Source organism: Frigoribacterium sp. PvP032 (assembly GCF_017833035.1).
Taxonomy (GTDB): domain Bacteria; phylum Actinomycetota; class Actinomycetes; order Actinomycetales; family Microbacteriaceae; genus Frigoribacterium.
Genome location: NZ_JAFIBM010000001.1, coordinates 2,507,909 through 2,531,467, shown reverse-complemented (window position 1 = coordinate 2,531,467; position 23,559 = coordinate 2,507,909). Strand labels below are relative to the sequence as shown.

Here is a 23,559-nt window from a genome sequence, read left to right as displayed (position 1 = left end):
AGCGTGACTTCGACACCGCAGCCCGACGCGGCGACCGACCGGTCGTCCCGTCGGGCTGCGGTGTTCCTGCGCCGGGCCGTCGTCGAGGTCCGCGGCCTGCGGTCCGACCAGGGCAGGCGCCGCCTCCTGGCCGCCGCCACCGCCCTCGGCGTCGTCCTCGTGGCGCGCTTCGCCCTGGGCCTCGCCGCGCTCGTGGGCTCGGCGCTCGGCTACTCGGTGACGCCCTGGCCGAGCGACTTCACGGCGACGCCGGTCGGGCAGTTCCTCGGCAGCTTCGTGCTCTATCCGTTCCCGTTCTACCTGGTCGCGTTCGTGGTGCTGCTCGTGGTGTGCCCCGTCGATCCCGACCTGCCGCTGCCCAGAGTGCTGCGCCACGGCGTCGTCGCCGGCGCCGCGGGCACCGTGGCCCTGGCCGTGGTCGGCATCGTTCCCGGCGTGGCGGCGTCGCTGAGCGGGGGCACCTGGGTCAACCTCGCGCTGTACCTCACGACCATCCCCTTCGCCGCCGGCGTCGTCGACACGGCCCTGCTGCTGGTCGGCGTGGTGGTCGCGTGGCACGGGTCGCGCGCGGGCACGCCGTCTCTCGACGATGCCGCCGAGACCGCACCGGCCGAGACCGCACCCGCCGCGACCGCGACGGTCGAGACCCCTGCGGTCGAGGAGGCGCCCGTCTCGGCCGCGGACCGAGTCGCGCACCCGGAACGCGACCCTGCTCCCGCGACCCGGCCGACGCCTCCTCGGGGCACCTCCGCCGCCGACGACTGGTCGCGCTTCGCGCCCCCCGCCGCCGACGACGGGGACGAGCGGTGACCGCGCCCCTCCGCGAACGCGACGTGCTCCGCCGAGCCGCCGACGACGGGGACGAGCGGTGACCGCGCCCCTCCGGGAACGCGACGCCCTGCGCAGGGCCGCCCACGAGCACGCCCCGGCCCGACGGTCGAGGCGCGGGCCTCTGCTCGCGGTCGGGATCGGCATCGCGGTGGTGCTCCTCGTGCTGCGCCTCGCCAGCCCTGCGCTCGGCTCGCAGCTGCTGCCCGACACCCTGCAGGACTTCGTCACCCTCACGATCAGCGTCATCGTCGAGTCGGTGCCGTTCGTGCTGCTCGGCATCGTGCTGTCGATCATCGTGCAGGTGTGGCTGCCGCAGGCCTTCTTCACCTCGTGGCTGCCCCGCCAGCCCCTGCTGCGCCGTGCCGTCATCTCGTTCCTCGGCATGTTCCTGCCGGTCTGCGAGTGCGGCAACGTGCCCCTGGCGAGGGGGCTCGTGCTCAAGGGCTTCACCGTGTCCGAGTCGATGACCTTCTTGCTGGCCGCCCCGATCCTCAACCCGATCACGATCATCACGACTCACCAGGCGTTCGGCTGGAGCGACGGCATCCTCGTCGCCCGGCTCGCGGGCGGGTTCCTGATCGCGAACCTGATCGGCTGGCTCTACAGCCGCCACCCCGACCCCGAGAGCCTGCTCACCCGGTCGTTCGCGGCCGAGTGCGCGTTGCCGCAGGAGCACGGCCACAGCGGTGCCTCCAAGCTGCGCGAGAGCGTCGAGCTGTTCCGTCGCGAGATGTCGACGATGATGCCCGCGCTGTTCATCGGCGCCGCCGTGGCGGGCGGCATCCAGACCGCGGTGCCGCGCTCGGTGCTCGTCACGCTCGGCAGCAACCCGGTCTGGTCCGTGCTCGCGATGATGGTGCTCGCGTTCGTCATCTCCCTCTGCTCGAACGTGGACGCGTTCTTCGTGCTGCCGTTCGCGTCGACCTTCATGCCCGGCGGCATCGCCGCTTTCCTCGTCTTCGGGCCGATCATCGACGTCAAGATGCTCGCCCTGCTCCGCACGACGTACCGACCGCGCACCCTCGCGCAGCTGACCCTCGTGGTGGCGTTGACCAGCGCCGCCATCGGACTGGTGGTGAACTACTTTGCCTGACCCCTCCTCCCGTGCTCCCGGCGCTTCCCGCACGCCGCTCCGGCTCGACGCCGTGTCCCGCCTCGCCGATCGCTGGCAGGGCGTGCTCCTGACCCTCGTCGTCGGCATCTCGACCCTGTGGCTGTCGGCGACGGGGCAGCTCGTGCTCTACATCCACCCGCGCTACGTCGTGTTCACCGTGATCATGATCGCGATCGGCATGGTGCTGTCGCTCGGGGTCCTCGTCCTCGCCCCGTCCTCCCGCGACGCGGGCGACGACGGCGACGGGCACGACCACGGGCACGACCACGACGGGCACCCGCACGCGCTCGAGGACGAGCTCCGTGCCCCCGCCGAGCGCCCGCGGCGGCGTCGACGGGGTCGTGCCGCAGCCCGGACCGCCGCCGTCGCCGCGGGCACGCTCGTCACCACTGCGGTCGCCGTGTCGCTCGTCGTCCTCCCGCCTGCGACGCTCACGAGCGCGACGGCCGGCCAGCGCGACGTGAACTCGTCCACCGCCTCCCTCGCCGGCACCAGTGTCGAGGACGCCGCGTCGGCCGACGCCGACGCCTACGCGGCGTTCTCGGTGCTCGACTGGGCGGGCCTGCTGCGGCAGACCAGCGACCTGTCGTTCTTCGAGGGCAAGACCGCCGACGTGGTCGGCTTCGTCGTGCCGGCCGGCGACGACCCCGACGTCTTCTACGTGTCGCGCTTCGTCGTGACCTGCTGCGCCGTCGACGCCCAGCCGGTCGGGGTGCCGGTGCACCTCGTCGACTGGCAGAGCCAGGTGTCGGCCGACGAGTGGCTCGACGTGTCCGGCGGCTTCCAGACGAACCCGAGCCGCACGTCGAGCGACCCGATCGCCCTCGTGCCCGACGAGCTCGAGAAGGTCGGCCAGCCGAGTGACCCCTACCTCTACTGATCTCTGGGCGGCCGACGGCGATCTCGACGAGGCGGACAGGCACGCCCGGCAGCGGCGTCGCTTCGTCGCGCTCGTCGTCGTGCTCGCGCTCGTCTGCACAGTGTTCGGCGTGCTCACGCACCTGCAGGGCCCGAAGCTGACCGACGTGCAGGTCGACACGACGGCGGTCGTGGACCGGTCCGGCCAGCAGCTGCGCCTGTTCGCGAACCAGCCCGTCGCCCACGTCGACCCCGGCCAGGTGACGGTGTCGCCGGCCGCCGACTTCCGGGTGCAGACCTCGGGCGACGTGGTCGCCGTCGAGTTCGCGGACCGGCTGCGCTACGGCACCGACTACACGGTCACGGTGCAGGGCGTCTCGAGCGTGTACCAGCGCCAGGACTCCACCCTCAGCACGACCTTCAGCACGGACCCGGCCGTGACCTTGCGAGTCGTGCACGGCGGCGAGGGCGCCGACGACGTGCTCGAACGGGCCCCCCTCCTCGGAGGCGGCGACAGGACCCCGATCTGGTCGGCGCCCCGGATCCAGGCCTTCGAGGCCTTCGACACGGCCGTCGCCGTCGTGACCGACGACGGCGAGCAGTCGACCCTGAGCCTGGTGTCGGACGACGGCGTCGCCGCCGAGACCCTCCCGCTGCCCGAGGGCACGGGGCTGATCACGAAGCTCGGCGCCGACGCCGCCACGACCACCCTCGCGTTCTCCTGGCGGCCGCAGGGCTCCGAGCGGGAACTGCTCTACACGCTGCCGCTGCAGGGCCAGCGCGCCGTCGCCCCGGTCCTCTCGCTCTCCGGCCAGCCCGTGTCCGTGCTCGACTGGGCGGTCGTCCCGGGCCAGGCGAGCCTCGTCGCCCAGGCGGGCGACGAGCAGGTGGCCCTGTACGACCTGGCCGGCACCGCGCCTCCTCGTCCCCTCGGCACGTTCGTCGCCCTGCAGGGCGTCTCGCTCGACGGCCGCGGCATCGTGGCGGCCACGGCGCTCCAGGCGTTCCGTGTCGACCTGGCGACCGGCGAGCAGACGCCGATCCCTTTCTCGGCCGTCGAGGGCGGCACGCCCTACCGCGGCGACCTCGTCGCCGTCGCCGCGACCGAGTACGTGCAGCAGGTGGCCGTGCCGGCCGACGGCGGGGCCAGCTTCACCAACCTCATCGTGCTGGACGACGAGGAGGAGGCGCGGGTGCTGTTCCGCCCCGCGGGCGAGTCGTCGCAGATCGAGGGCTTCTCCGTCTCGCCGAACGGGCAGTACCTGGCCGTCGAGACCGCCTCTGCGGACGACACCACCGACTACAGCTACACGATCGACCCCGTGCCGGAGGGGACGACCACGACGGTGGTCGACGTCGAGACCGGGACCGTCGTCGCGAGCTTCACGGGGCACGCCGCGGCCTGGTGAGCCGCAGGGGAGCCGCGGGTGCAGCAGCTGTCGGCGGCGGCCACGCCGCGGGTGCGGTCAGAGCCCGCGCCGGCGGCCGCGCCGCGGGTCCGGTCAGAGCCCGCGCTTGACCCGTTGTGAGACGCGCAGCCCGCTGCGCTCGAGCCGGCGGGCGAGGTCGAGCCCGGTGACCGGCTGCGCGCCGGCGGCGACGAGGTCGTGCCAGCGCGACTCGGGCACGTCGTAGTGGTCGTGGTCGAAGCCCCTGCGGGGGATGTCCTGGGCTGCCGCGAAGGCGTGCAGCTCGTCGTACGACGCGTCGCTGACCAGGTGGGCCCAGACGGTGTCGTGCGCGGGCCACACCGGCTCGTCGATCAGGATGGTCACGGGCCGATGCTAGCCGGACGGTCGTCGTCGCGTTGACCGGCCCAGACAGGCCCTGTATCATGACAGGTTGGTGCTCACCCGGCCCAGGTGCGCCCGGCTCCGCGGGAGTCCGCGAGGCCACAGGTCCTGTCGGACACCCAGGGCCTCTCGACACCATCGTCGCCTCCGTCCGCCGACGGCGAGGCACCACCGCACGGCCCGTCACCGGTCGACCGTGCGCGTCAGACCCGGGGCAGCGCGCGCCGGCACCAGAGCTAGAAGAGATCGATACATGGCCACATTCGTCGACCACGTGACCCTCCACCTGCGAGCAGGCAACGGGGGCAACGGCTGCGTCTCCGTCAAGCGCGAGAAGTTCAAGCCCCTCGCCGGCCCCGACGGCGGCAACGGCGGCAACGGCGGCGACATCGTGCTCGTCGCCGACGCCGGCGTCACCACGCTGCTCGGCTTCCACCGTGCGCCGCACCGCTCGAGCGACAACGGCGGCCCCGGCATGGGCGACCACCGCAGCGGCACCCAGGGCCAAGAGCTCGAGCTCGCGGTCCCGCTCGGCACCGTCGTCAAGACGGTCGACGGCGACGAGCTGGTCGACATGACCGAGCACGGCATGCGCTACGTCATCGCCGAGGCCGGCATCGGCGGGCTCGGCAACGCCGCGCTCTCGTCGACCAAGCGCAAGGCCCCCGGCTTCGCGCTGCTCGGCACTCCCGGCTGGCAGGGCGACGTCCTGCTCGAGCTCAAGGTCGTCGCGGACATCGCCCTCGTCGGGTACCCGTCGGCCGGCAAGTCGAGCCTCGTCGCCGCGCTCTCGGCCGCCAAGCCGAAGATCGCCGACTACCCGTTCACGACCCTGCACCCGAACCTCGGCGTCGTCGAGTCGGGCGAGACCCGCTACACGGTCGCCGACGTCCCCGGCCTGATCGAGGGCGCCAGCGAGGGCAAGGGCCTCGGGCTCGAGTTCCTCCGCCACGTCGAGCGCTGCTCGGCGCTGCTGCACGTCCTCGACTGCGCCACGCTCGAGCCCGGCCGCGACCCGCTGACCGACCTCGAGATCATCCGTCGCGAGCTCGAGGCGTACCCGGTGCCCGAGGGGCAGACGCCCCTGCTCGAGCGTCCCCAGCTGATCGCGCTGAACAAGGTCGACGTGCCCGACGGGCGCGAGCTGGCCGACTTCGTCACGCCCGAGCTCGAGGCCCGCGGCTACCGCGTCTTCGAGATCTCGGCCGTCAGCCACGAGGGCCTCCGCAACCTCTCGTTCGCCCTCGCCGAGGTCGTCGAGCAGAGCCGCGCCGAGATCGCGGCCCGGCCCGCGCCTCCTCGTCTGGTCATGCGCCCCCGCGCGGTCAACGAGAAGCCGTTCGTCATCAAGGTCGAGGGCGGCACGTACGGCAACGTGTACCGCATCCTCGGCCAGAAGCCCGAGCGCTGGGTCGTGCAGACCCAGTTCAACAACGAGGAGGCGGTGGGCTACCTCGCCGACCGGCTCAACGCGATCGGCATCGAGGACGCCCTCTTCAAGGCCGGTGCGCAGGCCGGCTCGACCGTCGTCATCGGCCCAGAGGGCGGCATCGTCTTCGACTGGGAGCCGACGCTGACGTCGACCGCCGAGCTGATGACCTCGGCCCGCGGCACGGACCCGCGCCTGATCAAGAACGACCGCCCGACCCGCAACCAGCGCCGCGAGGACTACTTCGAGCGCATGGACGCCAAGGCTGAGGCCCGTGCCGAGCTTCAGCGAGAGCGCGCCGCCGGACTGTGGACCGACGACGAGGGCTTCCTCGTCAAGGAGGGCGACGAAGAACGATGAGCGCCGAGGGCCCTGCCGAGACCCTGCTGCGCCCCGGCGGCGAGCCGGTCGTCGCCGCCAGGGCGGACATCGCCCTGGCCCGGCGCATCGTCGTCAAGGTCGGGTCGTCGTCGATCAGCGGCGAGGCCGCCCACCAGATCGAGCCGCTCGTCGACGCCCTGGCCGGTGCCCACGCCCGCGGCGCCGAGGTTGTGCTCGTCTCGTCGGGCGCCATCGCGACCGGCATGCCGCACCTGCGGCTCGACTCGCGGCCGACCGACCTCGCCACGCAGCAGGCAGCCGCGGCGGTGGGCCAGAACGTGCTCATCTTCCGGTACCAGCAGAGCCTCCGCCGCCACGACATCGTCGCGGGCCAGGTGCTGCTCACTGCCGGCGACATGGCCGACCCGACGCCGCGCAGCAACGCGCAGCGGGCGATGGGGCGCCTCCTCGAGCTGGGCATCCTGCCGATCGTCAACGAGAACGACACGGTCGCGACCCAGGAGATCCGCTTCGGCGACAACGACCGCCTCGCCGCGCTCGTCTCCGAGCTGATCGGCGCCGACGTGCTGGTGCTGCTCAGCGACGTCGACGCTCTCTACACACGCCCGCCGCACGAGCCGGGCGCGGTGCGCATCGACGACGTGCCGCAGGGCGACGACCTGGCCGGGGTGACCTTCGGCGACGCGGGCGCGGCCGGCGTCGGCACCGGGGGAGCAGGCACGAAGGTGGCCGCCGCGCGCTACGCGGCCGCAGCCGGCACGCCCGTGCTCGTCACGTCGGCGGCCAACGTCGCCTCGGCCCTGAACGGCGCGTCGGTCGGCACGTTCTTCGCGGCGGCGCCCCGCCGCTGACGGCGCCGCTGACGGCGCCGTCGATGCGGTGGCGGAGCCCCTCGCCGTAGGATCCGGGGATGTCGTCGACCGTCGCCCCGTCGTTCACCGAGACCCTGCGTGCCGCGAAGGCGGCGTCCGTCCGCCTCGCGACCCTGACCGCCGCAGAGAAGGACGCCGCCCTGCACGCCGTCGCCGCCGCGCTCGTCGCCGAGGGCCCACGGATCGTGGCCGCGAACGAGCTCGACCTGGCGCGCGCGCTCGAGGAGGGGGTCGGTGAGGCCCTGCGCGACCGCCTGCGCCTCGACGAGGTCCGGCTGGAGGCGCTGGCCGACGCCGTGCGGCTCGTCGCCGGGCTCGTCGACCCGGTGGGCGAGAGCCTCCGCGGCCGCGTGCTGCCGAACGGCCTGCGGCTCGACCAGGTGCGCGTCCCGTTCGGCGTCGTCGGCGTCATCTACGAGGCCCGCCCGAACGTGACCGTCGACATCGCCGCCCTCGCGCTCAAGAGCGGCAACGCGGCCGTGCTCCGCGGCGGCAGCGCGGCGCGCGAGACGAACCGGGTGCTCGTCGACGTCCTGCAGGAGGCGCTGGTCGCCTCTGGCCTGCCCGCCGACGCGGTCGTCACGGTCGACGAGCACGGTCGTGCCGGGGCCGCCGAGCTGATGCGGGCACGGGGGCTGGTCGACGTGCTCGTGCCGCGCGGCAGCGCCGAGCTGATCGAGACCGTCGTGCGCGAGTCGACCGTGCCCGTGATCGAGACGGGGGCCGGCGTCGTCCACGTGTTCCTCGACGCGTCCGCCGACGAGGAGATGGCGGTCGACGTCGTCCTCGACGCGAAGGTCAGCCGGCCGAGCGTCTGCAACGCGCTCGAGACCCTGCTCGTGCACGAGGACGCGGCCGACCGCCTGCTGCCGCCGGTGCTGGCCGCCCTCCGCGCCTCCGGCGTGACGGTGCACGGGGACGAGCGCGTCCTGCGCGCGTTCCCCGACGCGGTCCCGGCGACGGACGCCGACTGGGCCGCCGAGTACATGAGCCTCGACCTGGCGGTCCGCGTCGTGGCCGACGTCGACGAGGCGATGGCGCACATCGCCCGCTGGTCGACGCACCACACCGAGTCGATCCTGACGAACGACCACGCGGTGGCCGAGCGGTTCCTCCTCGAGGTCGACAGCGCCGTCGTGATGGTGAACGCGTCGACGCGCTTCACGGACGGGGGCGAGTTCGGCTTCGGCGCCGAGGTCGGCATCTCGACGCAGAAGCTGCACGCCAGGGGCCCGATGGGCCTGCCGGAGCTCACCAGCACGAAGTGGGTCGTTCGAGGGCAGGGCCAGGTGCGCAGCCAGGTCCGGACGCGCGGCTAGACTGTCCGAGATCGCCCCTCGGAACGGAGAACCCATGCTCGACGTCGCCCTCCTGGCCGCAGCCCACGAAGAACTCGCGCCCCTGATCGCGCCCCCCGTCGTGATCAGCGCCGTCTTCGGCCTCTTCTTCCTGTTCCTCGGCTTCGTCGTCTGGAGCTACCGCGACGTCGCCAACCGCTCGCCCCGCAAGGCGTCGACGCAGGCGCACCACGCCGGCCCGATCGACGAGTTCGGGCACCCCGAGCAGCACTGACCCGGCGGCACCGCAGCATGGTCGGCACGACGCCTGCGACGAGCACCCCCGGGGCGTTCGTCACCGGTCGTCGACCCCGCGTGGGCATCATGGGCGGCACGTTCGACCCGATCCACCACGGGCACCTCGTGGCCGCGAGCGAGGTCGCGCAGTCGTTCCACCTCGACGAGGTGCTGTTCGTCCCGACGGGACAGCCTTACATGAAGTCCGGCGTCAGCGACAGCGAGCACCGCTACCTGATGACCGTCGTGGCCACCGCCTCCAACCCGATGTTCACCGTCAGCCGGGTCGACATCGACCGTGACGGGCCGACGTACACGATCGACACCCTCCGCGACATCCGCGCCCAGCGGCCCGACTCCGAGCTCTTCTTCATCACCGGGGCCGACGCCGTCTCGCAGATCCTCGACTGGAAGGACGTCCGCGAGCTGTGGGACCTCGCGCACTTCGTCGCGGTCACCCGCCCGGGCCACGACCTCAGCGTCGGCAGCCTCCCGGAGAGCGACGTAAGCTTGCTCGAAGTCCCCGCCCTCGCCATCTCGTCGACCGACTGCCGTGCCAGGGTGGGACGCGGCTTCCCGGTGTGGTACCTGGTCCCCGACGGGGTCGTCCAGTACATCTCCAAGCACCACCTGTATCGGAGCAACGCATGAGCACGTCCGACGAGCAGCCGCTGACCCGGCGCCAGATCCGCGAGCGCGAACGTGCCCGCGAGGCAGGTCGCGCCGTCGCCGAGGGGACCGCAGGAGGCGCCCCCGCCTCGGGCCCGTCGCCCGCGTCCGCAGCGGCCCGGCCGGTCCCGGCCTCGGCCCCGCAGGCAGCTGCGACGTCCGCGCCGGCTGCCGCGCCGGTCCCCGCGTCCGCACCCACGCCTCCTCCGGCCTCCGTCGCCGGTCCGGACGGGCTCACCCGTCGGCAGATGCGTGCACAGCGTGCCGAGCAGACCGGGCCGTCGGCCCCCGTCCCGCTCCAGGCTCCCGGGCCCGAGCCGCGCCGCCGCCTGGTCGACGCCCTGAGCACGGTCGACGAGATCGTGGCGCCGCTCGACGAGAGCGCCCCGGCCAGCGCGCGGCAGACGGCCGGCGACGACGCGTCCGTCGTGCCGGGCCCCGCCGCCGACGGCCGAGTCCCCGAAGTCGACGACGACGGGCGCGCACCCGGCCCGCGTCGCACCGGACAGCCGACTGCGCCGTCCTCCGGGCCTGCAGCCGCGCCCACGTCCGCGCCCTCCGTGTTCCCCCTCGACCTGGGCGGTTCTCGTCCGGGCTCCGCGTCGACTCCGGTCGACGGCGACTCGGCCGCCGCCTCGTCCACGACCGCCGCCGACAGCTCCGAGCCGTCCGCGCCGGCAGCCGCCGCGGCCGAGCCGGCACCCGCGTCCGTCCCCGAGCCGAGCGGCTTCGTGCCGCCCGTCGGCCACTGGACGACCCAGTCCGACGAGCCCGACGACGACACCGTCCCCGGTCGTGCCCTCGGCACCCACACGGGCCAGACGAACGCCTTGATCCTCACCGACCAGCAGGTCGCCGACGTCACCGGGGCCCTCAACGCCACGGGCGAGATCATCATCACCGGCTCCATCGACCTGCCCCGCAGCCTGGGCGCCACCGGCTCGCAGGCCCGCATCGACAACTCCGACATCGACCGCCTGCTCGAGCAGGGCGACGCCGAGAGCGCCGAGACCGACGCTGCCCCCGTCAGGGCCAGCCGGGCCATCAGCACCCACACCTCGACGCGGTCGGTCGTGCTCGCCGCCTCGCAGCCCGCCTCCAGCAGGCTGCCCCTGATCCTCGGGATCGGCGGGGGCGTCCTCGGAGCAGGTATCATCGGTGTCGTCATCGCCGGGTTCGCCACGGGCATCCTCGGCGGCTGACGCCGCCGTCGTCCCGTCCCGGGGCGACCCACCCCGAAGGAATCCGTGACAGCCACCCCTCGTGCCATCGAGCTCCTGCAGATCGCAGCCCGCGCCGCCGACGACAAGCAGGCCGACGACCTCGTCGCGCTCGACGTCTCCGAGCCGCTGGCCCTCACCGACATCTTCCTCCTGGCCTCCGGTCGCAGCGAGCGCAACGTCGTCGCCATCGCCGGCGAGATCGAGGACAAGATGCTCGAGGCCGGCGCACGCACCCTGCGCCGCGAGGGTCGCGCCGAGGGCCGCTGGATCCTGCTCGACTTCGGCGACGTCGTCGTCCACGTCTTCCACGACGAAGACCGCCAGTACTACTCGCTCGAGCGCCTCTGGAGCGACTGCCCGGCGATCCCGCTCGACGTGGTGACCGCCTCCTCCGCCGAGGCCGCCTCGGCTCCGGCGTCGTCCGAGGCCTAGCCCGGCACCCTCTCGGCCTCGCGCCGAGGGTCCGCCGTCGGTGGTCCGTGCGACCCTGACGGCATGATCATCGACCGGGTCCACGTGCCACATGAGCGGGTGGTCGACCCCGACGAGTGGCCGTTCACCGTCCCGGCGGTCGCGGCGCTCGTGGGTGCGGGCGTGTCCCTCAATGCCCCCGTGACCTTCCTCGTCGGCGAGAACGGCAGCGGCAAGTCCACGATCGTCGAGGCCCTCGCCGAGGCGTGGGGTGCCGATGTGCGCGGCGGTCGCTCGCACGGCAGGTACTCGTCCGAGCTCGAGCCATCCGAGCTGGGTGCCGTCCTCGCGCTCGGTCGCACGCCGACCGGCAGCCGCATGGTGGGCCGGAAGGCGAAGGGCTGGTTCCTGCGGTCCGAGACGGCGCTCGACATGTTCTCGCGGTACGAGAAGTGCGACCCGGGGTTCCACGACGTGAGCCACGGCGAGAGCTTCCTGCACGCCTTCGACGCCCGGCTGGCCGAGAAGGGGCTGTACCTGCTCGACGAGCCAGAGGCCGCGCTCTCGTTCTCGGCCTGCCTCCAGCTCATGGGCACGCTGGCAGACGTCGTCGACGCCGGCGGGCAGGTCGTCTGCGCGACCCACTCGCCGGTGCTCACGGCGCTTCCCGGCGCGTCGGTGCTGCAGCTCGGTGAGCGGGGCATCGAGCGGACGACGTGGGGCGAGCTCGACCTCGTGCAGCACTGGCGGGCCTTCCTGGACGAGCCGGGGCGGTACCTGCGACACCTCTGAGCTGCGGTGGCGGGCCTCGCGGCCGGTGTACTTGCAGCCTCGGATTCTGTAGTAAGGTTGACGAGTTGCTTCGGCAGCGGCAACACGAGCAAGACAGCAACACTTCCTGGGTCTGTGGCGCAGCTGGTAGCGCACCTGCATGGCATGCAGGGGGTCAGGGGTTCGAGTCCCCTCAGATCCACCGAGAAGCAACAGCAACACCGAGCATCACCGCGAATGGCCTCACCTCCGGGTGGGGCCATTTCTCGTTCTGCAGCCGTGCCGCCGGCTGCGGTGCGGCCCTCAATTCAGGAACGTGAGTCCTGAGTTGGTGTTGTGCAGGACTGCGGATCCTGACTCGTGCACTGTTCAGGACTCGGGCGCACGCGGTTCCTGAACTGCGCGAGCGCAGGCCGGCGCAGGCGAGCGCCGGAGGCGCGGGTCGGCGGTGCAGGAGGGGAACGTCCATCTGGACGTGCGCTGTGCATCGGCTCCACGCGGCTGGCTGACGGGGTAGACATCATGCATGAGCAACGAGCAGCCTGGCCAGACTCCCGTCCCCGACGACGACGCGACCCGCGCCTCCGGGACGCCGACGGGTGCGGACCGCCCCCGTCCTGCGTACGGCGAGTACGCGCCGACCCCTGCCGGCGGCCCGACCGCGCCGGCCGACCAGCCGACGACCGCTCCGGGCGCACCTCAGGGCGCTCCCTACGGCGCACCCCAGCAGGGTGCGCCCTACGGTGCCCCGCAGCAGGGCGCGCCCGCCTCGTCCCCGACGACCGGCGCCCCCGGCCCCAAGGGCATCGGCGCCTTCGCCGGCGAGGGCCACCCGCAGACGCTGGCCACCTTCACCCGCTACGAGGACGCCCAGTCCGCGGTCGACCTGCTGAGCGACGAGGGCTTCCCCGTCGAGAGCGTCTCGATCGTGGGTCACGACATCCGCACGGTCGAGAACGTCGCCGGCCGCCTCACCACCGGCAAGGCTGCTGCTCGCGGCGCTGCCGGCGGTGCGTGGTTCGGCCTCCTGCTCGGCCTGCTCTTCAGCATCTTCGCCCCCGGGGTCGCGTTCATCGGCGTGCTGCTGATCGCGCTCGGTGCCGGAGCCCTGTGGGGCGCCCTCTGGGGTGCGGTCGGACATGCCGCCACTCGCGGCCGTCGCGACTTCGCCTCGGTCAAGACCATGGAGGCGGGTCGCTACGAGGTCCTCGTGCGCGGAGAGCTCTCCGCCCGCGCCCACCAGGTGCTCGCCCAGGGGCGCAAGGTCGCCTAGCTGCAGCCTCGCGGACACGTACGAACGACGAAGGGCCCCGCACCAGCGGGGCCCTTCGTCGTGCCGAGACCGAGCCCGACGGCTCAGCGCCTCACGGCGTGACCATCCCGCCGTTCACGTTCAGCGTCTCGCCCGCGACGAAGCTCGACTCGGCGCTGGTGAGGAACACGTACGCCGGAGCCTGCTCGGCCGGCTGGGCTGCGCGCCCCATCGGCGACTCGCTCGAGCCGAACTCGGGCAGGGTCTCGGGGTCGACGCCCTGCGTCACCTGCAGCACCGACCAGGTCGGCCCGGGGGCGACGACGTTCACGCGGATGCCCTTCCCGACGAGCTGCTGCGCCAGGCCCTTCGAGAAGTTGTTGATCGCGCCCTTGGTCGTCGCGTAGTCGAGGCGGTCGGGGGCGGGCGTGTAGGCCTCGAGCGAGGCCGTGTTGACGATCGTGGAGCCGGGCTGCAGGTGCGGCAGTGCGGCCTTGATGATCCAGAACGGCGCGTAGACGTTGGTCTTGAAGGTCCGGTCGAACTGCTCGTCCGTGATCTGGTCGATCGACTCCTGCCAGACCTGGACGCCGGCGACGTTGACGATCGCGTCGAGCCCGCCCATGCCGTCGACGGCCCGCTGCACGAGCTCGCGGCAGAAGGAGGCGCTGGTCAGGTCGCCGGGGACGGCCACGGCCTTCTGCCCGGCCGCCTCGACGAGCGACACGACGTGGCGGGCGTCCTCCTCCTCCTCGGGCAGGTACGAGAGGGTGACGTCCGCGCCCTCACGGGCGAAGGCGATGGCCACGGCCGCGCCGATGCCGGAGTCGGCGCCGGTGATGAGCGCCTTGCGGCCAGTCAGGCGGCCGGTCCCGCGGTAGGTGTCCTCGCCGAGGTCGGGGACGGGCGTCATGCGCGACTGGAGCCCGGGCTCCGGCTGCTGCTGCACCTCCGGGCTGATCACGGGGTAGCGGGTGCGGGGGTCGTCGAAGGTGTACTGATCGCGGGTCATGCACCCGTGATACGCCGTGGGGCTGGCCGCCTGCTCAGGGCAAGCGGGTGCCGGGGTACGCGGGGGCCGCCTCCTCGGCCATAGCTTGGCGTGCCAATGATTGGTACGCTCAGCACATGGCGACGAAGAGATCACGGCGACACGGCGACGAACAGGGCGATGCGCAGGGCCGCGAGCCCGGGCACGAGCACGGCAGCTGGTTCGGCGACGCCGTCGAACGGATGAACTCCCGGCTGCGTCCCTACATCGGCGGCGCCCAGCTCGGCATCCGCGACGAGGCTCCGATCGTCGCCCCCGAGCACGGCGGGGCCTGCCCGCTCTGCGGCCGCCCGATGGACGAGCACGTCGTCGACCGCTCCGGACCGCGCACGATGCTGCACTGCCCTCGGGACGCAGGCGAGTGAGCGCCGCGGACCGCGCCTCCGTGCCGGTCGACCCCGTGCCCGTCGACTCGGCGCCGGTCGACCCGGTGCCGGCCGACCCGGCGCCGGTCGACCCGCTCGCGCTCGAGAGCCAGATCTGCTTCGCGTTGTCGGTCGCCTCCCGCAGCGTGGTCTCCGCCTACCGGCCCGTGCTCGAGCCGATGGGGCTCACGCACCCGCAGTACCTCGTGATGCTCGCCCTGTGGGAGCGGCAGCCGCTGGCGCTCCGCGACCTGGCCGAGCTGCTGAGGCTCGACCCTGGCACGCTGTCGCCGCTGGTCAAGCGGCTCGAGGCGCAGGGGCTGGTCACTCGCGGGCGCAGCGCTGAGGACGAACGAGCGCTGAGCATCGAGCTGACGGCTGCCGGGGCCGCCCTCCGAGAGCAGGCCGAGTCGATCCCCGAGCGGATGATGGCCCGGCTCGACGTCACTCGCGACGAGCTGGTGCTGCTGCACCGCACCATGTCGAAGCTGATCGCCGCCGCTGAGAGCTGAGAGCTCGGGGCCGAGAGACGAGCTCAGTCGCGGGGCAGGCGCGGCAGCGGGCGCTCGAGGAGCCACGCCGCGAACAAGCGCTCGAGCTCGCCGGCGTCGTGGCCGCTGACGCGCACGCTGTGCCGCACGAAGTCGTCGGTCGACACGGCGCCGTACCGGTTCTCGTCGGTCCAGCTCCGCAGCACGGCGAAGAACGCGTCGTCGCCGATCGTCAGCCGGAGGGCCTGCAGCGTCAGCGCGCCGCGCTTGTAGACGCGGTCGTCGAACATCGCGTCCGGCCCGGGGTCGCCCACCGTGATGTCGTGTGTCGGCAGGGCGAGCCGCAGGTGGGTGCGGCGGGCGTGGGTCGCGACCGACGCGCCTCCCGACCACTCCGACCAGAGCCACTCGGCGTAGCAGGCGAAGCCCTCGTTGAGCCAGATGTGGCGCCACGACGCCACGCCCACGCTGTTGCCGAACCACTGGTGCGCCAGCTCGTGCGCGATCAGCCGGTCGCTGCCCGACCGCCCGTCGGCGTGGTTCGCCCCGAAGACGGCGACGCCCTGCGCCTCCAGCGGTATCTCGAGGTCGTCGGCCGTGACCACCACGGTGTAGCCGCCGAACGGGTAGGGGCCGAAGGAGGCGGTGAAGCAGCGCACCATCTCGGGCACGGCGCCGAAGTCGTGGTCGATGCGCGTGCGCAGGTCCGCCGGGCCGACGAGGGCGCCGTGGACGGGCTCGTCGTCGGTGCCGAGGGCCAGCTCTCGCGACTCGTAGCGCCCGATCTGCACCGTCGCCAGGTAGCTCGAGGTCGGCTCGGGCTGCTCGAACGTCCAGGTGACCTTGCCGGGGGTCGATCGGCGCGAGACGAGGTCGCCGTTGCAGACGACGTGGTAGCCGTGCTCGACGTCGATCCGCGTGCGGTACGTGGCCTTGTCGTCCGGGCGGTCGTTGCACGGGAACCAGGTCGCGGCGCCGTTCGGCTGTGCCGCGACGATGACGCCGTCCGTCAGCTCCTCCCAGCCGATCTCGCCCCACGGTCCGCGGCGTGGTGCCGGCCGGCCCGAGTAGTCGACGACGGTGCTGAACCGGGTGCCTGCCTCCGCCGTGTCGGGCAGCGTGACCGTCAGCTTCGTCGCGCTCTGGCTGAAGCGCGCCTTGTGGCCGTCGACGCGCACCCGCGAGACCCGCAGGCCGACGAGGTCGAACACCGCGCGACGCAGCGGCGCCGTCGCCACCGCCGAGATCGTCGCCCGGCCGTCGAGCCGGTTGGTGGCGACCCGGTACGAGAGCTCGAGGTCGTAGGAGGCGACGGTGAAGTCGTCAGCGCCGCTGTCGGGCGTGTAGCTGTCGGGCACTGCGTTGGCAGGCACTGCGGTGTCGGGCACAGTGTCATCGAACACGCTCTCGTCGGCCGCCGTGTCGTCGGACGGTGCGGCGCCGTCGACAGGTGCCTTCACGAGGTGGCCGCGTGGTAGTCGGAGTGCCGGACCTCGCGCCACGGCCCGATCGGGTTGCCGCTCCAGCGGCTGCCGTCGGGCACGCCCTCGCCGCGCATCACGAGCGAGGCAGGGCCGACGGTGGCGTGGCTGCCGACCACGGCCGCCGGCAGGACGACGCTGTGCGGGCCGAGTGCGGCACCGGCGTCGAGGGTCACGGTGTCCATCGACATGATCCGGTCGTGGAACAGGTGCGTCTGCACGACGCAGCCCCGTCCGACGGTCGATCCGTCGCCGAGCGTCACCAGGTCGGCCTCGGGCAGCCAGTAGCTGTCGGTCCAGACGCCGCGGCCGATGCGGGCCCCGAGGCTGCGCAGCCACCACACGAGGGCAGGCGTCCCCGTCGCGGCCCGGGCGAACCAGGGCGCGGCCAGCATCTCGGTGAACACGTCGGCCACCTCGCTGCGCCAGACGAACGACGACCAGAGCGGCTGTTCACCTGCCCGTACGCGCCCGATCAGGGCCCACTTGGAGGCGGTGGTCACGACGGCGGCGACGAGCCCGGCCGCGATCAGCACGAGTCCGCTCGCGAGCCCCGCCAGCAGCGGTCCCCGCGCGGCGGCGAGGCCGGCGAGGGCGAGGAGCACGGCCGTGCCGAGCAGCACGGTGACGACGACGGGCACGATGCGGCCGAGCTCCCACACGGCCCGCGCGACCCGCAGCCGGGTGGGCGGGCGGAACGTGAGCGCCTCGTCGGCAGCGGCGACCGTGCGCCGCAGCCGGACGGGCGGCGACCCGAGCCAGGACGAGCCGGGGCGCGACTTCGGGGGAGCGGCCGAGAGCACCGCGACGAGGCCGTCGTCGGGCACCCGGTGTCCGGGCCCGGCCATGCCCGAGTTGCCGAGGAAAGCGCGTCGCCCGATCTCGGCCCTGGCCACCCGGAGGTGCCCGCCGCCGAGCTCGTACGAGGCGACCAAGGTGTCGTCCGCGAGGAAGGCCCCGTCGCGGACGGTCGTCATGACGGGCAGCAGCAGCACCGTCGACGCCTCCACGTCGCGGCCGACGCGAGCCCCCAGGAGGCGGAGCCAGACCGGGGTCGCGAGGCTCGAGTAGATCGGGAACAGGTACGTGCGGGCGAGGTCGAGCAGCCGCTCGGTGCTCCAGACCTGCCAGCCGACGCGGCTGCGCACCGGCCACGTCCCCTCGGCCACGCCCACGCCGAGCAGGCGGACCAGCACGACGACCGCGACCGCCGCGACGACGCCGGCCACGACCGTGCCGGGCACGACCCAGGCGACCGCGCGCCACCAGGCCTCGCCCAGGGTCGCCGAGCCGCGCATCCCGGCCGCGACGACGAGGGCGCCCGCGACGAGCGAGACGCCGGGCAGCAGGGACAGCAGCACCGACGAGGCGCCGTAGGCCCACAGCCAGCGGGTCGCGCGCGGCGGACGCTCGGCAGGCCACCAGGCCTTCGCGCGGCCGCTGCGGGCGGCGGGCGACCCCGACCACGCCTGCCCGGCCGGCACGCGTCCGAAGACGGCCGAGCCGGGGGCGACGGTCGCGTTCTTGCCGATGCGGGTGCCGGGCAGCAGCGTGCTGCGCATGCCGACGGTGCTGCCCGCGCCGATGCGGACGGCGCCCAGGCGGAGCACGTCGCCGTCGAGCCACCAGCCCGAGAGGTCGACCTCCGGCTCGATCGAGGCGCCCCGGCCGATCCGCAGCATGCCCGTGACGGGCGGCAGGGCGTGCAGGTCGACGTCGGGGGCGATCCGTGCGCCGAGCGCCCTGGCGTAGTAGCTGACCCACGGGGCGCCCGCGAGGCCGACGGCGGCCACCTGCTCCTGCACCTGCTCGGCCGCCCAGAGCCTCAGGTGCACGCTGCCGCCGCGCGGGTGGTCGCCGGCCTGGACGCCCCGCAGCAGGAGGCGCGCGGCGACGACCGAGATCAGCATCCGACCCGGCGGGGTCACGAACAGGACGAGGCCGACGACCAGCAGCCACGGGGAGGTGCGGGGCAGGAACTCGAAGCCGTCGACCGTCCGCAGCACTGCCGACGCCGTGAGCGCCCAGACCAGCCAGCGCAGGCCGCTGAGCGTCTGCAGGGGGAGCGCGAGCAGGGTCTGCAGCCACTGCGCGCGCAGGGGCGTCGGCGCCGAGCGCCGGTAGTCGTCGCGACCGGTGCCGGCGCCGCCCGCCGAGCCCGCGCCTCCGCCCGTCTCGCCCCGCTCCTCGGCCCGCGAGGCGAGGTCGGCCGCCATCGAGCCGAGCCGGGGGTGCGAGTAGACGTCGGCCACGGTGTACTCGGGGTCGCGTGAGCGGATCCGGGCGACGAGCTGCGCCGCCGCGAGCGAGCCGCCGCCGAGGTCGAAGAAGTCGGCGGCAGTGTCGACGACGGGCAGCCCGAGCACGGCCTGCCAGTCGGCGGAGAGGACGGCCTCGTCGGCGCGCAGCCCCGTCTCGGCGGCAGCCTGCTCCGGCAGGGGCCAGGGCAGTGCCTCGCGGTCGATCTTGCCCGACGTCTTCGTCGGCAGGTCTCCGTCGACCACGGCGAGGAGCGGGACGAGCGCGGCGGGGAGCTCCGCCCGGAGCCGGGCCAGCGCCTCCGTGCGGTCGAGGGAGGCGCCTGCCCCGAGGGCGAGGTAGCCGACGATCACCTGGTTGCCGGCGTCGGTGGTGCGCACCGCGGCAGCCGCGCCCGCGACGTGCGGCAGCGCCTGCAGGGCCGCCTCGATCTCGCCCAGCTCGATGCGCCGCCCGCCGACCTTGACCTGGTCGTCGGCGCGGCCCTGGAAGACCAGGCCCTCGCGCTCGAGGCGCACCAGGTCGCCGCTGCGGTAGGCCCTGGCCCAGCCGAGCCCGTCGTGCGGCGCGTACTTCTCGGCGTCCTTCGCCGGGTCGAGGTAGCGCGCGAGGCCGACGCCGCCGATGATCAGCTCGCCGACCTCGCCCTCGGCGACCGGGCGGCCGGACTCGTCGACGACGGCGGCGTCCCAGCCGTCGAGGGGCACCCCGATGCGGACGGGCTCGCCGGGCACGACCAGGGCGCCCGTCGCGACGACCGTCGACTCGGTCGGGCCGTAGGTGTTCCAGACCTCGCGGCCGTCGGCGCAGACCCGGCCGACGAGGTCGGACGGGAACGCCTCGCCGCCGAAGATCAGGAGGCGGACCGACTCGAGCGCCTCGGCCGGCCAGAGCGCGGCGAGGGTGGGCACGGTCGAGACGACGGTGATGCCGTGCGTCACGAGCCACGGCCCGAGGTCGGCGCCCGACCGCACCAGGCTGCGCGGCGCGGGCACCAGGCAGGCGCCGCTCCGCCAGGCGAGCCACATCTCCTCGCAGGAGGCGTCGAAGGCGACCGAGAGACCGGCCAGCACCCGGTCGCCCGGCCCGAGCGGCGCCTCCTGCAGGAACAGCCGTGCCTCGGCGTCGACGAAGGCGGCCGCGGCGCGGTGGCTGGCGGCGACGCCCTTGGGCGTGCCCGTCGAGCCCGAGGTGAAGATGATCCAGGCGTCGTCCGAGGGGCGCGGGGCCGCAGCGGCGACCGACGGCACCCCCTCCGTCGTCGTGCTCGCGTGCGGCACCCGCCCGCTGAAGAGGGCCGCGCCCTCGAGGTCGCCCTGGCCAGGGGTCCGGTAGACGCCGCCGGCCCCGACGACGCCGGCCACGTCGGCCTCGCCGAAGACGAGGGCGGCGCGCTCCTCGGGGTCGTCGGCGTCGACCGGCACGTACGCGGCGCCCGCGGTGAGCACGGCGAGGATCGCGAGGTGGAGGCGGCGGTCGCCGGACGGCATCCGCACGCCGACCCGGTCGCCCCGGCGCACGCCGGCCGACACGAGCACGCCGGCCGCCGTCGCGACCTGCGCGGAGAGCTCGCGGTAGCTCAGCGCCCCGCGCTCGTCCTCGAGGGCCGAGGCCTCGGGGTGCGCGAGGGTCGTGGCCCGCAGCACCTCGACGAGCGTGCGCGGCTCGGCCGCGAGCGGCGATCGGAGGAAGGCCTCGGCGGGCAACGGGGCGGGCGTCGGCGTCGAGGGGGTGTCCGGCATCGGTCGTGCTCTCCGGGTGGGCTCGGGGGCGCGGGCTGCCCGGTCGTGCGGGCTGCCCGGTCGTGGGGCGGCTCGCGGCGGGCGGCGTGGTCGCCTGGGAACCTAGGCCGCCGCGGTGACCGGGAGGTGAACGCGGACGCGGGCTCGGTCGAGCCCCGGGCCGGCGACGGCGGCGACGAACGGCCCCGGCAGCGCGAGGTCGGCGACGGTGCGGGCCGGGCCGACGTCGGGGCCCCCGGCGTCCTCGTCGGTCCCGTAGGTCTCGTCCGCGACGTCGTGCTCGCCCCAGACTCCCGGCGCCAGCGGCCGCAGCGTCACGGCGTCGGGGTCACGGGCCAGGCCCTCGCCCGTGGACTTGAGCAGCGCCTCCGTGCGCACCCACCGGGCCAGGCCGTCGGACGCCGACGGGCCCGTCGTCGCGGTCGCAGCCGGGGTCGGGCTCGCGGTCTCGAGGTCGACGCCGACGTCGAGCCCGCGGCGGAGGGCGATCAGAGCGTGCCCCTCCGAGCGGCTGAGCGAGAAGCGCAGCGGTCGGCCGGGCGCCAGCGCCGGGCGGCCGTGCGGGCCGCCGCAGCGCGGACACGCCTCACGGACGACCTCGACCGCCGACGGGTGCACCTCGAGCGACGCGCCCAGCAGGAGGCGGAGAGCGACGTGCGAGATCAGCCAGCGATGACGGTCGGTCGCGTCGTGCAGCCGCGCGGCCCTGACCCGCTCGTCGGCGTCGAGCCACGACGCAGGGTCGCCCTCCGGCCGCGCGAGCCGGAGCGACGCGACGACGCCGTCGGCCGTGTCGTCGAGCGGCACCAGCCAGGTCGACACCGGTGCCGGCGGGAACAGGACGGTGGTCACGAGGTCAGCGCAGCGGCTGCGGGGCGACGGCGGGACGCGACCAGCGGACGTCGACGGGCCGGCCGACGACCCGCGACTCGATCTCGCTGCGGAACGACTCGACGAAGTGCGCGGCCGAGCGCTCGTCCGAGACGACGACGTCGAGGCGCAGCGAGCGCAGCTCGTCGGTGACGAGCACGGGGCCGTCGCAGAAGCGCAGCAGGTACTGGTGCGACTTCACGGGGATGCTCTCCCAGTGCCGCCGCAGGCTGGTCTCGAGCTGGCGGACGGAGTCGATGCCGTCGGCCTGCCGCACCTCGGCGCTGATCGCGATCATGCGGAGATGGTGCACCCGGCGGGCGACGCGCACGTGAACGCGAGGTGACGGTCTGCTGTGCGGTCGACCAGTCGCTGCGAGATGGCCCGGTGCGCTCATTCGTAATACCATTGCACAGGGAGCTGCCCCGACGCCTCACCGGCATCGGCGGCCCGCAGCCCCATCCGACGACGAGATCGCATGGTCGCGACCTCGAGAGGACACGACATGACGAGCCCGATCCCCGCGCCCTCCCGCCTCGCCGCTGACGAGGCACGCTGATGGCGACCCTCGAGAACGCGGGCGCCGCCTCCTCGGCCCCGCTCGTGCCGGGGTCGGCTCGCCACCCGGCACACGACTCTGACCCGGTGCTCGTCGTCATGGGGGTGTCGGGGTCGGGCAAGTCGACCGTCGCCGCGCTCGTCGCCGAGCGCCTCGGCTGGGACCTCGCCGAGGGCGACGACCTGCACCCCGACGAGAACGTCGCGAAGATGGCCGCGGGCCAGCCTCTCGACGACGACGACCGTGCGCCGTGGCTCGACACGGTCTCGTCGTGGATCGTCGAGCACGCGATGCAGGGCGTCCCCGGCGTCATCACCTGCTCGGCCCTCAAGCGCAAGTACCGCGACGTGCTGCGCGAGCACAACGTCGTCTTCGTCTACCTGCAGGGCAGCGGCGACCTGATCGGCGGCCGGATGGCCGAGCGCTCGGGCCACTTCATGCCGACGACGCTGCTCGACTCGCAGGTCGCGACGCTCGAGCCGCCGCAGGCCGACGAGCGCCACATCGTCGTCGACGCCACCCGCACCCCTGAGGAGGAGGCGGACGACGTGCTGCGCCTGCTCGGCCTGGCGCCGGTCGCCTAGAGGCCGCGACGGTGGAGGTCGGCGACGATCTCGTCGAGGAAGTCGTCCACCTGGTCCTGGTGGTAGCCCTCGCGGAACTTCGTCGGCGTGAACCGGGCGTTCACGACGTCTTCGGGCATCATGTCGGGCGCGCCCGTCCGACCCTCGTCGTCGGCCGCCATGACTGACTGCACGCGGGCGAGGAACGCGTCCACGTCGGCCATGTCGTAGCCCTCGCGGAACTTCACCGGCGAGAACCGCTTCGCCTGGACGTCTTCTGCTCTCATCGTCTCCCCCTCCTGGTCACGACGATCCTGCCAGGGCTTCGTGGTCCGTCGCGCCCTCGGCGCGACGGTCAGGACCCCGTCGCCGGGGGAGCGCCGTCCGGGGAGGGACGATCGCGGGAGGCGCGGTAGAGGACGTGGGGGCGGAGGCGGTGGCCGGGCGGCAGGGCCGGGTGCTCGAAGTCGTCGGCCGGGTCGCGGGCGAGGCCGAGCCGCTCCATCAGCGCGCGGGAGCGGACGTTGGTCGCGGCGGTGAAGCTGACGACCTCGGGCAGGGCGAGCCCGTCGGGGTCGAAGGCGTCGCGGAGCACCTCGCGCGCGGCCTCGCTCGCGAGGCCCTGCCCCCACGCGTCGCGGCGCAGGCGCCAGCCGATCTCGACGCGCTCGGAGAGCGGGCGGCCGCCGACGACCACGTCGACCGCCGGGCGCGACAGGCCGACGAAGCCGAGCAGCTGGCCGTCCGCGCGCCGCTCGACGGCCCAGAGGCCGAAGCCGTTCGCCTCGAAGCCCCGCTCGACGCGGTCGATCATCTCGTCCGACTCGGCGCGCGTCCGCGTCGAGGGGAAGAACTCCATCACGACGGGGTCCGCGTTCAGCGCCGCGAACGGCTCGCGGTCGGCGTCGCGCCAGCGGCGGAGGAGGAGGCGGTCGGTGGTGAGCACGGGTCGACGGTAGCGGAGCGGGCGTGCCGACCCGCGCCTCCTGCGGGCCCGACCCGTGCCTCCTGCGGGCCCGGCCTGCGTCTCCCGGGGCAT

The 23,559-nt window shown here is 73.9% G+C and carries 23 protein-coding genes, 1 tRNA gene and 2 pseudogenes; 17 read left to right on the top strand and 9 right to left on the bottom strand.

Translation table 11 applies throughout. The features are described 5' to 3' along the window. Positions 1 to 3: 3 nt before the first annotated feature. Genes JOE35_RS15680 through JOE35_RS11595 form a run of 4 tightly spaced genes read left to right on the top strand, consistent with a single transcriptional unit; the run spans position 4 to position 4,212 of the window. Positions 4 to 810: a hypothetical protein gene (locus tag JOE35_RS15680; RefSeq protein ID WP_245186101.1), complete on the top strand. Its 807-nt coding sequence runs from the start codon at positions 4 to 6 to the stop codon at positions 808 to 810. A 58-nt stretch (positions 811 to 868) separates the two neighbouring features. Further along, positions 869 to 1,924, top strand: a complete 1,056-nt coding sequence (locus tag JOE35_RS11605; RefSeq protein WP_307803058.1) for a permease — start codon at positions 869 to 871, stop codon at positions 1,922 to 1,924. 52 nt (positions 1,925 to 1,976) lie between these two features. Then, a complete protein-coding gene (locus JOE35_RS11600; protein WP_307803057.1) occupies positions 1,977 to 2,825 on the top strand; it encodes a TIGR03943 family protein in 849 nt (282 codons plus the stop codon). Continuing rightward, entirely contained in the window at positions 2,806 to 4,212 is a 1,407-nt protein-coding gene (locus JOE35_RS11595) for a hypothetical protein (RefSeq protein WP_209561198.1), read from the top strand. The genes JOE35_RS11600 and JOE35_RS11595 overlap by 20 nt, the downstream gene beginning before the upstream one ends. 93 nt (positions 4,213 to 4,305) lie before the next feature. On the opposite strand, the gene JOE35_RS11590 is transcribed toward JOE35_RS11595, so the two are convergent. Beyond that, a complete protein-coding gene (locus tag JOE35_RS11590; protein ID WP_209561197.1) occupies positions 4,306 to 4,578 on the bottom strand; it encodes a DUF4031 domain-containing protein in 273 nt (90 codons plus the stop codon). Positions 4,579 to 4,849: 271 nt separating this feature from the next. On the opposite strand from JOE35_RS11590, the gene obgE reads away from it, so the two are divergent. The 10 genes from obgE to JOE35_RS15675 all read left to right on the top strand — a co-directional run bounded on the left by obgE (position 4,850) and on the right by JOE35_RS15675 (position 13,160). Then, a complete protein-coding gene (obgE, locus tag JOE35_RS11585) occupies positions 4,850 to 6,385 on the top strand; it encodes a GTPase ObgE (protein WP_209561196.1) in 1,536 nt (511 codons plus the stop codon). Then, entirely contained in the window at positions 6,382 to 7,218 is an 837-nt protein-coding gene (proB, locus tag JOE35_RS11580; RefSeq protein ID WP_209561195.1) for a glutamate 5-kinase, read from the top strand. Before obgE ends, proB begins: the two co-directional genes overlap by 4 nt. A gap of 59 nt (positions 7,219 to 7,277) precedes the next feature. After that, a complete protein-coding gene (locus tag JOE35_RS11575) occupies positions 7,278 to 8,558 on the top strand; it encodes a glutamate-5-semialdehyde dehydrogenase (protein WP_209561194.1) in 1,281 nt (426 codons plus the stop codon). Positions 8,559 to 8,592: 34 nt separating this feature from the next. Then, positions 8,593 to 8,811 (top strand): hypothetical protein, encoded by a 219-nt coding sequence (locus JOE35_RS11570; protein WP_209561193.1) that lies wholly within the window; start codon positions 8,593 to 8,595, stop codon positions 8,809 to 8,811. Positions 8,812 to 8,828: 17 nt separating this feature from the next. Beyond that, the gene (nadD, locus tag JOE35_RS11565) at positions 8,829 to 9,464 is read left to right on the top strand and encodes a nicotinate-nucleotide adenylyltransferase (protein ID WP_209561192.1); all 636 of its coding nucleotides are present in this window, start codon (positions 8,829 to 8,831) and stop codon (positions 9,462 to 9,464) included. Then, a complete protein-coding gene (locus JOE35_RS11560) occupies positions 9,461 to 10,684 on the top strand; it encodes a hypothetical protein (protein WP_209561191.1) in 1,224 nt (407 codons plus the stop codon). Before nadD ends, JOE35_RS11560 begins: the two co-directional genes overlap by 4 nt. Before the next feature lie 45 nt (positions 10,685 to 10,729). Beyond that, positions 10,730 to 11,137 carry a ribosome silencing factor gene (gene rsfS / locus JOE35_RS11555; protein WP_123548626.1) on the top strand — a complete coding sequence of 136 codons (408 nt, stop codon included), beginning with the start codon at positions 10,730 to 10,732 and terminating at the stop codon, positions 11,135 to 11,137. 63 nt (positions 11,138 to 11,200) lie between these two features. Beyond that, a complete protein-coding gene (locus tag JOE35_RS11550; RefSeq protein WP_209561190.1) occupies positions 11,201 to 11,908 on the top strand; it encodes an AAA family ATPase in 708 nt (235 codons plus the stop codon). A gap of 108 nt (positions 11,909 to 12,016) precedes the next feature. After that, positions 12,017 to 12,089: transfer RNA gene (locus JOE35_RS11545), tRNA-Ala, on the top strand. A 324-nt stretch (positions 12,090 to 12,413) separates the two neighbouring features. Next, positions 12,414 to 13,160 (top strand): general stress protein, encoded by a 747-nt coding sequence (locus tag JOE35_RS15675; protein ID WP_245186100.1) that lies wholly within the window; start codon positions 12,414 to 12,416, stop codon positions 13,158 to 13,160. Between the two features lie 91 nt (positions 13,161 to 13,251). On the opposite strand, the gene JOE35_RS11535 is transcribed toward JOE35_RS15675, so the two are convergent. Then, complete coding sequence (locus JOE35_RS11535; protein WP_194613504.1) at positions 13,252 to 14,151, bottom strand: SDR family oxidoreductase; 900 nt, start codon at positions 14,149 to 14,151, stop codon at positions 13,252 to 13,254. A gap of 116 nt (positions 14,152 to 14,267) precedes the next feature. On the opposite strand from JOE35_RS11535, the gene JOE35_RS11530 reads away from it, so the two are divergent. Together JOE35_RS11530 and JOE35_RS11525 are read left to right on the top strand one after the other, a co-directional pair. Continuing rightward, positions 14,268 to 14,555 (top strand): hypothetical protein, encoded by a 288-nt coding sequence (locus JOE35_RS11530; RefSeq protein WP_209561189.1) that lies wholly within the window; start codon positions 14,268 to 14,270, stop codon positions 14,553 to 14,555. 35 nt (positions 14,556 to 14,590) lie between these two features. Beyond that, a complete protein-coding gene (locus JOE35_RS11525) occupies positions 14,591 to 15,067 on the top strand; it encodes a MarR family winged helix-turn-helix transcriptional regulator (protein ID WP_374099724.1) in 477 nt (158 codons plus the stop codon). A 23-nt stretch (positions 15,068 to 15,090) separates the two neighbouring features. On the opposite strand, the gene JOE35_RS11520 is transcribed toward JOE35_RS11525, so the two are convergent. The 4 genes from JOE35_RS11520 to JOE35_RS11505 all read right to left on the bottom strand — a co-directional run bounded on the left by JOE35_RS11520 (position 15,091) and on the right by JOE35_RS11505 (position 21,696). Beyond that, complete coding sequence (locus tag JOE35_RS11520) at positions 15,091 to 16,434, bottom strand: M1 family metallopeptidase (protein ID WP_307803056.1); 1,344 nt, start codon at positions 16,432 to 16,434, stop codon at positions 15,091 to 15,093. A gap of 68 nt (positions 16,435 to 16,502) precedes the next feature. Then, positions 16,503 to 20,528, bottom strand: a complete 4,026-nt coding sequence (locus JOE35_RS11515) for a Pls/PosA family non-ribosomal peptide synthetase (protein WP_209561188.1) — start codon at positions 20,526 to 20,528, stop codon at positions 16,503 to 16,505. A gap of 102 nt (positions 20,529 to 20,630) precedes the next feature. Further along, positions 20,631 to 21,380 carry a 4'-phosphopantetheinyl transferase superfamily protein gene (locus JOE35_RS11510; protein WP_209561187.1) on the bottom strand — a complete coding sequence of 250 codons (750 nt, stop codon included), beginning with the start codon at positions 21,378 to 21,380 and terminating at the stop codon, positions 20,631 to 20,633. Positions 21,381 to 21,384: 4 nt separating this feature from the next. After that, the gene (locus tag JOE35_RS11505) at positions 21,385 to 21,696 is read right to left on the bottom strand and encodes a hypothetical protein (RefSeq protein WP_133738628.1); all 312 of its coding nucleotides are present in this window, start codon (positions 21,694 to 21,696) and stop codon (positions 21,385 to 21,387) included. A 260-nt stretch (positions 21,697 to 21,956) separates the two neighbouring features. On the opposite strand from JOE35_RS11505, the gene JOE35_RS11500 reads away from it, so the two are divergent. Beyond that, positions 21,957 to 22,541, top strand: coding sequence for a gluconokinase (locus JOE35_RS11500; protein ID WP_209561186.1), 585 nt, complete (start codon positions 21,957 to 21,959; stop codon positions 22,539 to 22,541). An 8-nt stretch (positions 22,542 to 22,549) separates the two neighbouring features. Here JOE35_RS11500 and JOE35_RS15670 read toward each other — a convergent pair. From JOE35_RS15670 to JOE35_RS11490, 3 genes and pseudogenes are all read right to left on the bottom strand, one after another. Then, positions 22,550 to 22,663 (bottom strand): annotated as a pseudogene (locus JOE35_RS15670) (DivIVA domain-containing protein); the annotation flags it as partial. Between the two features lie 60 nt (positions 22,664 to 22,723). Continuing rightward, a pseudogene (locus tag JOE35_RS15665) lies at positions 22,724 to 22,807 on the bottom strand (DivIVA domain-containing protein); the annotation flags it as partial. A 68-nt stretch (positions 22,808 to 22,875) separates the two neighbouring features. Next, a complete protein-coding gene (locus JOE35_RS11490; protein WP_209561184.1) occupies positions 22,876 to 23,466 on the bottom strand; it encodes a GNAT family N-acetyltransferase in 591 nt (196 codons plus the stop codon). Positions 23,467 to 23,559: the final 93 nt, after the last annotated feature.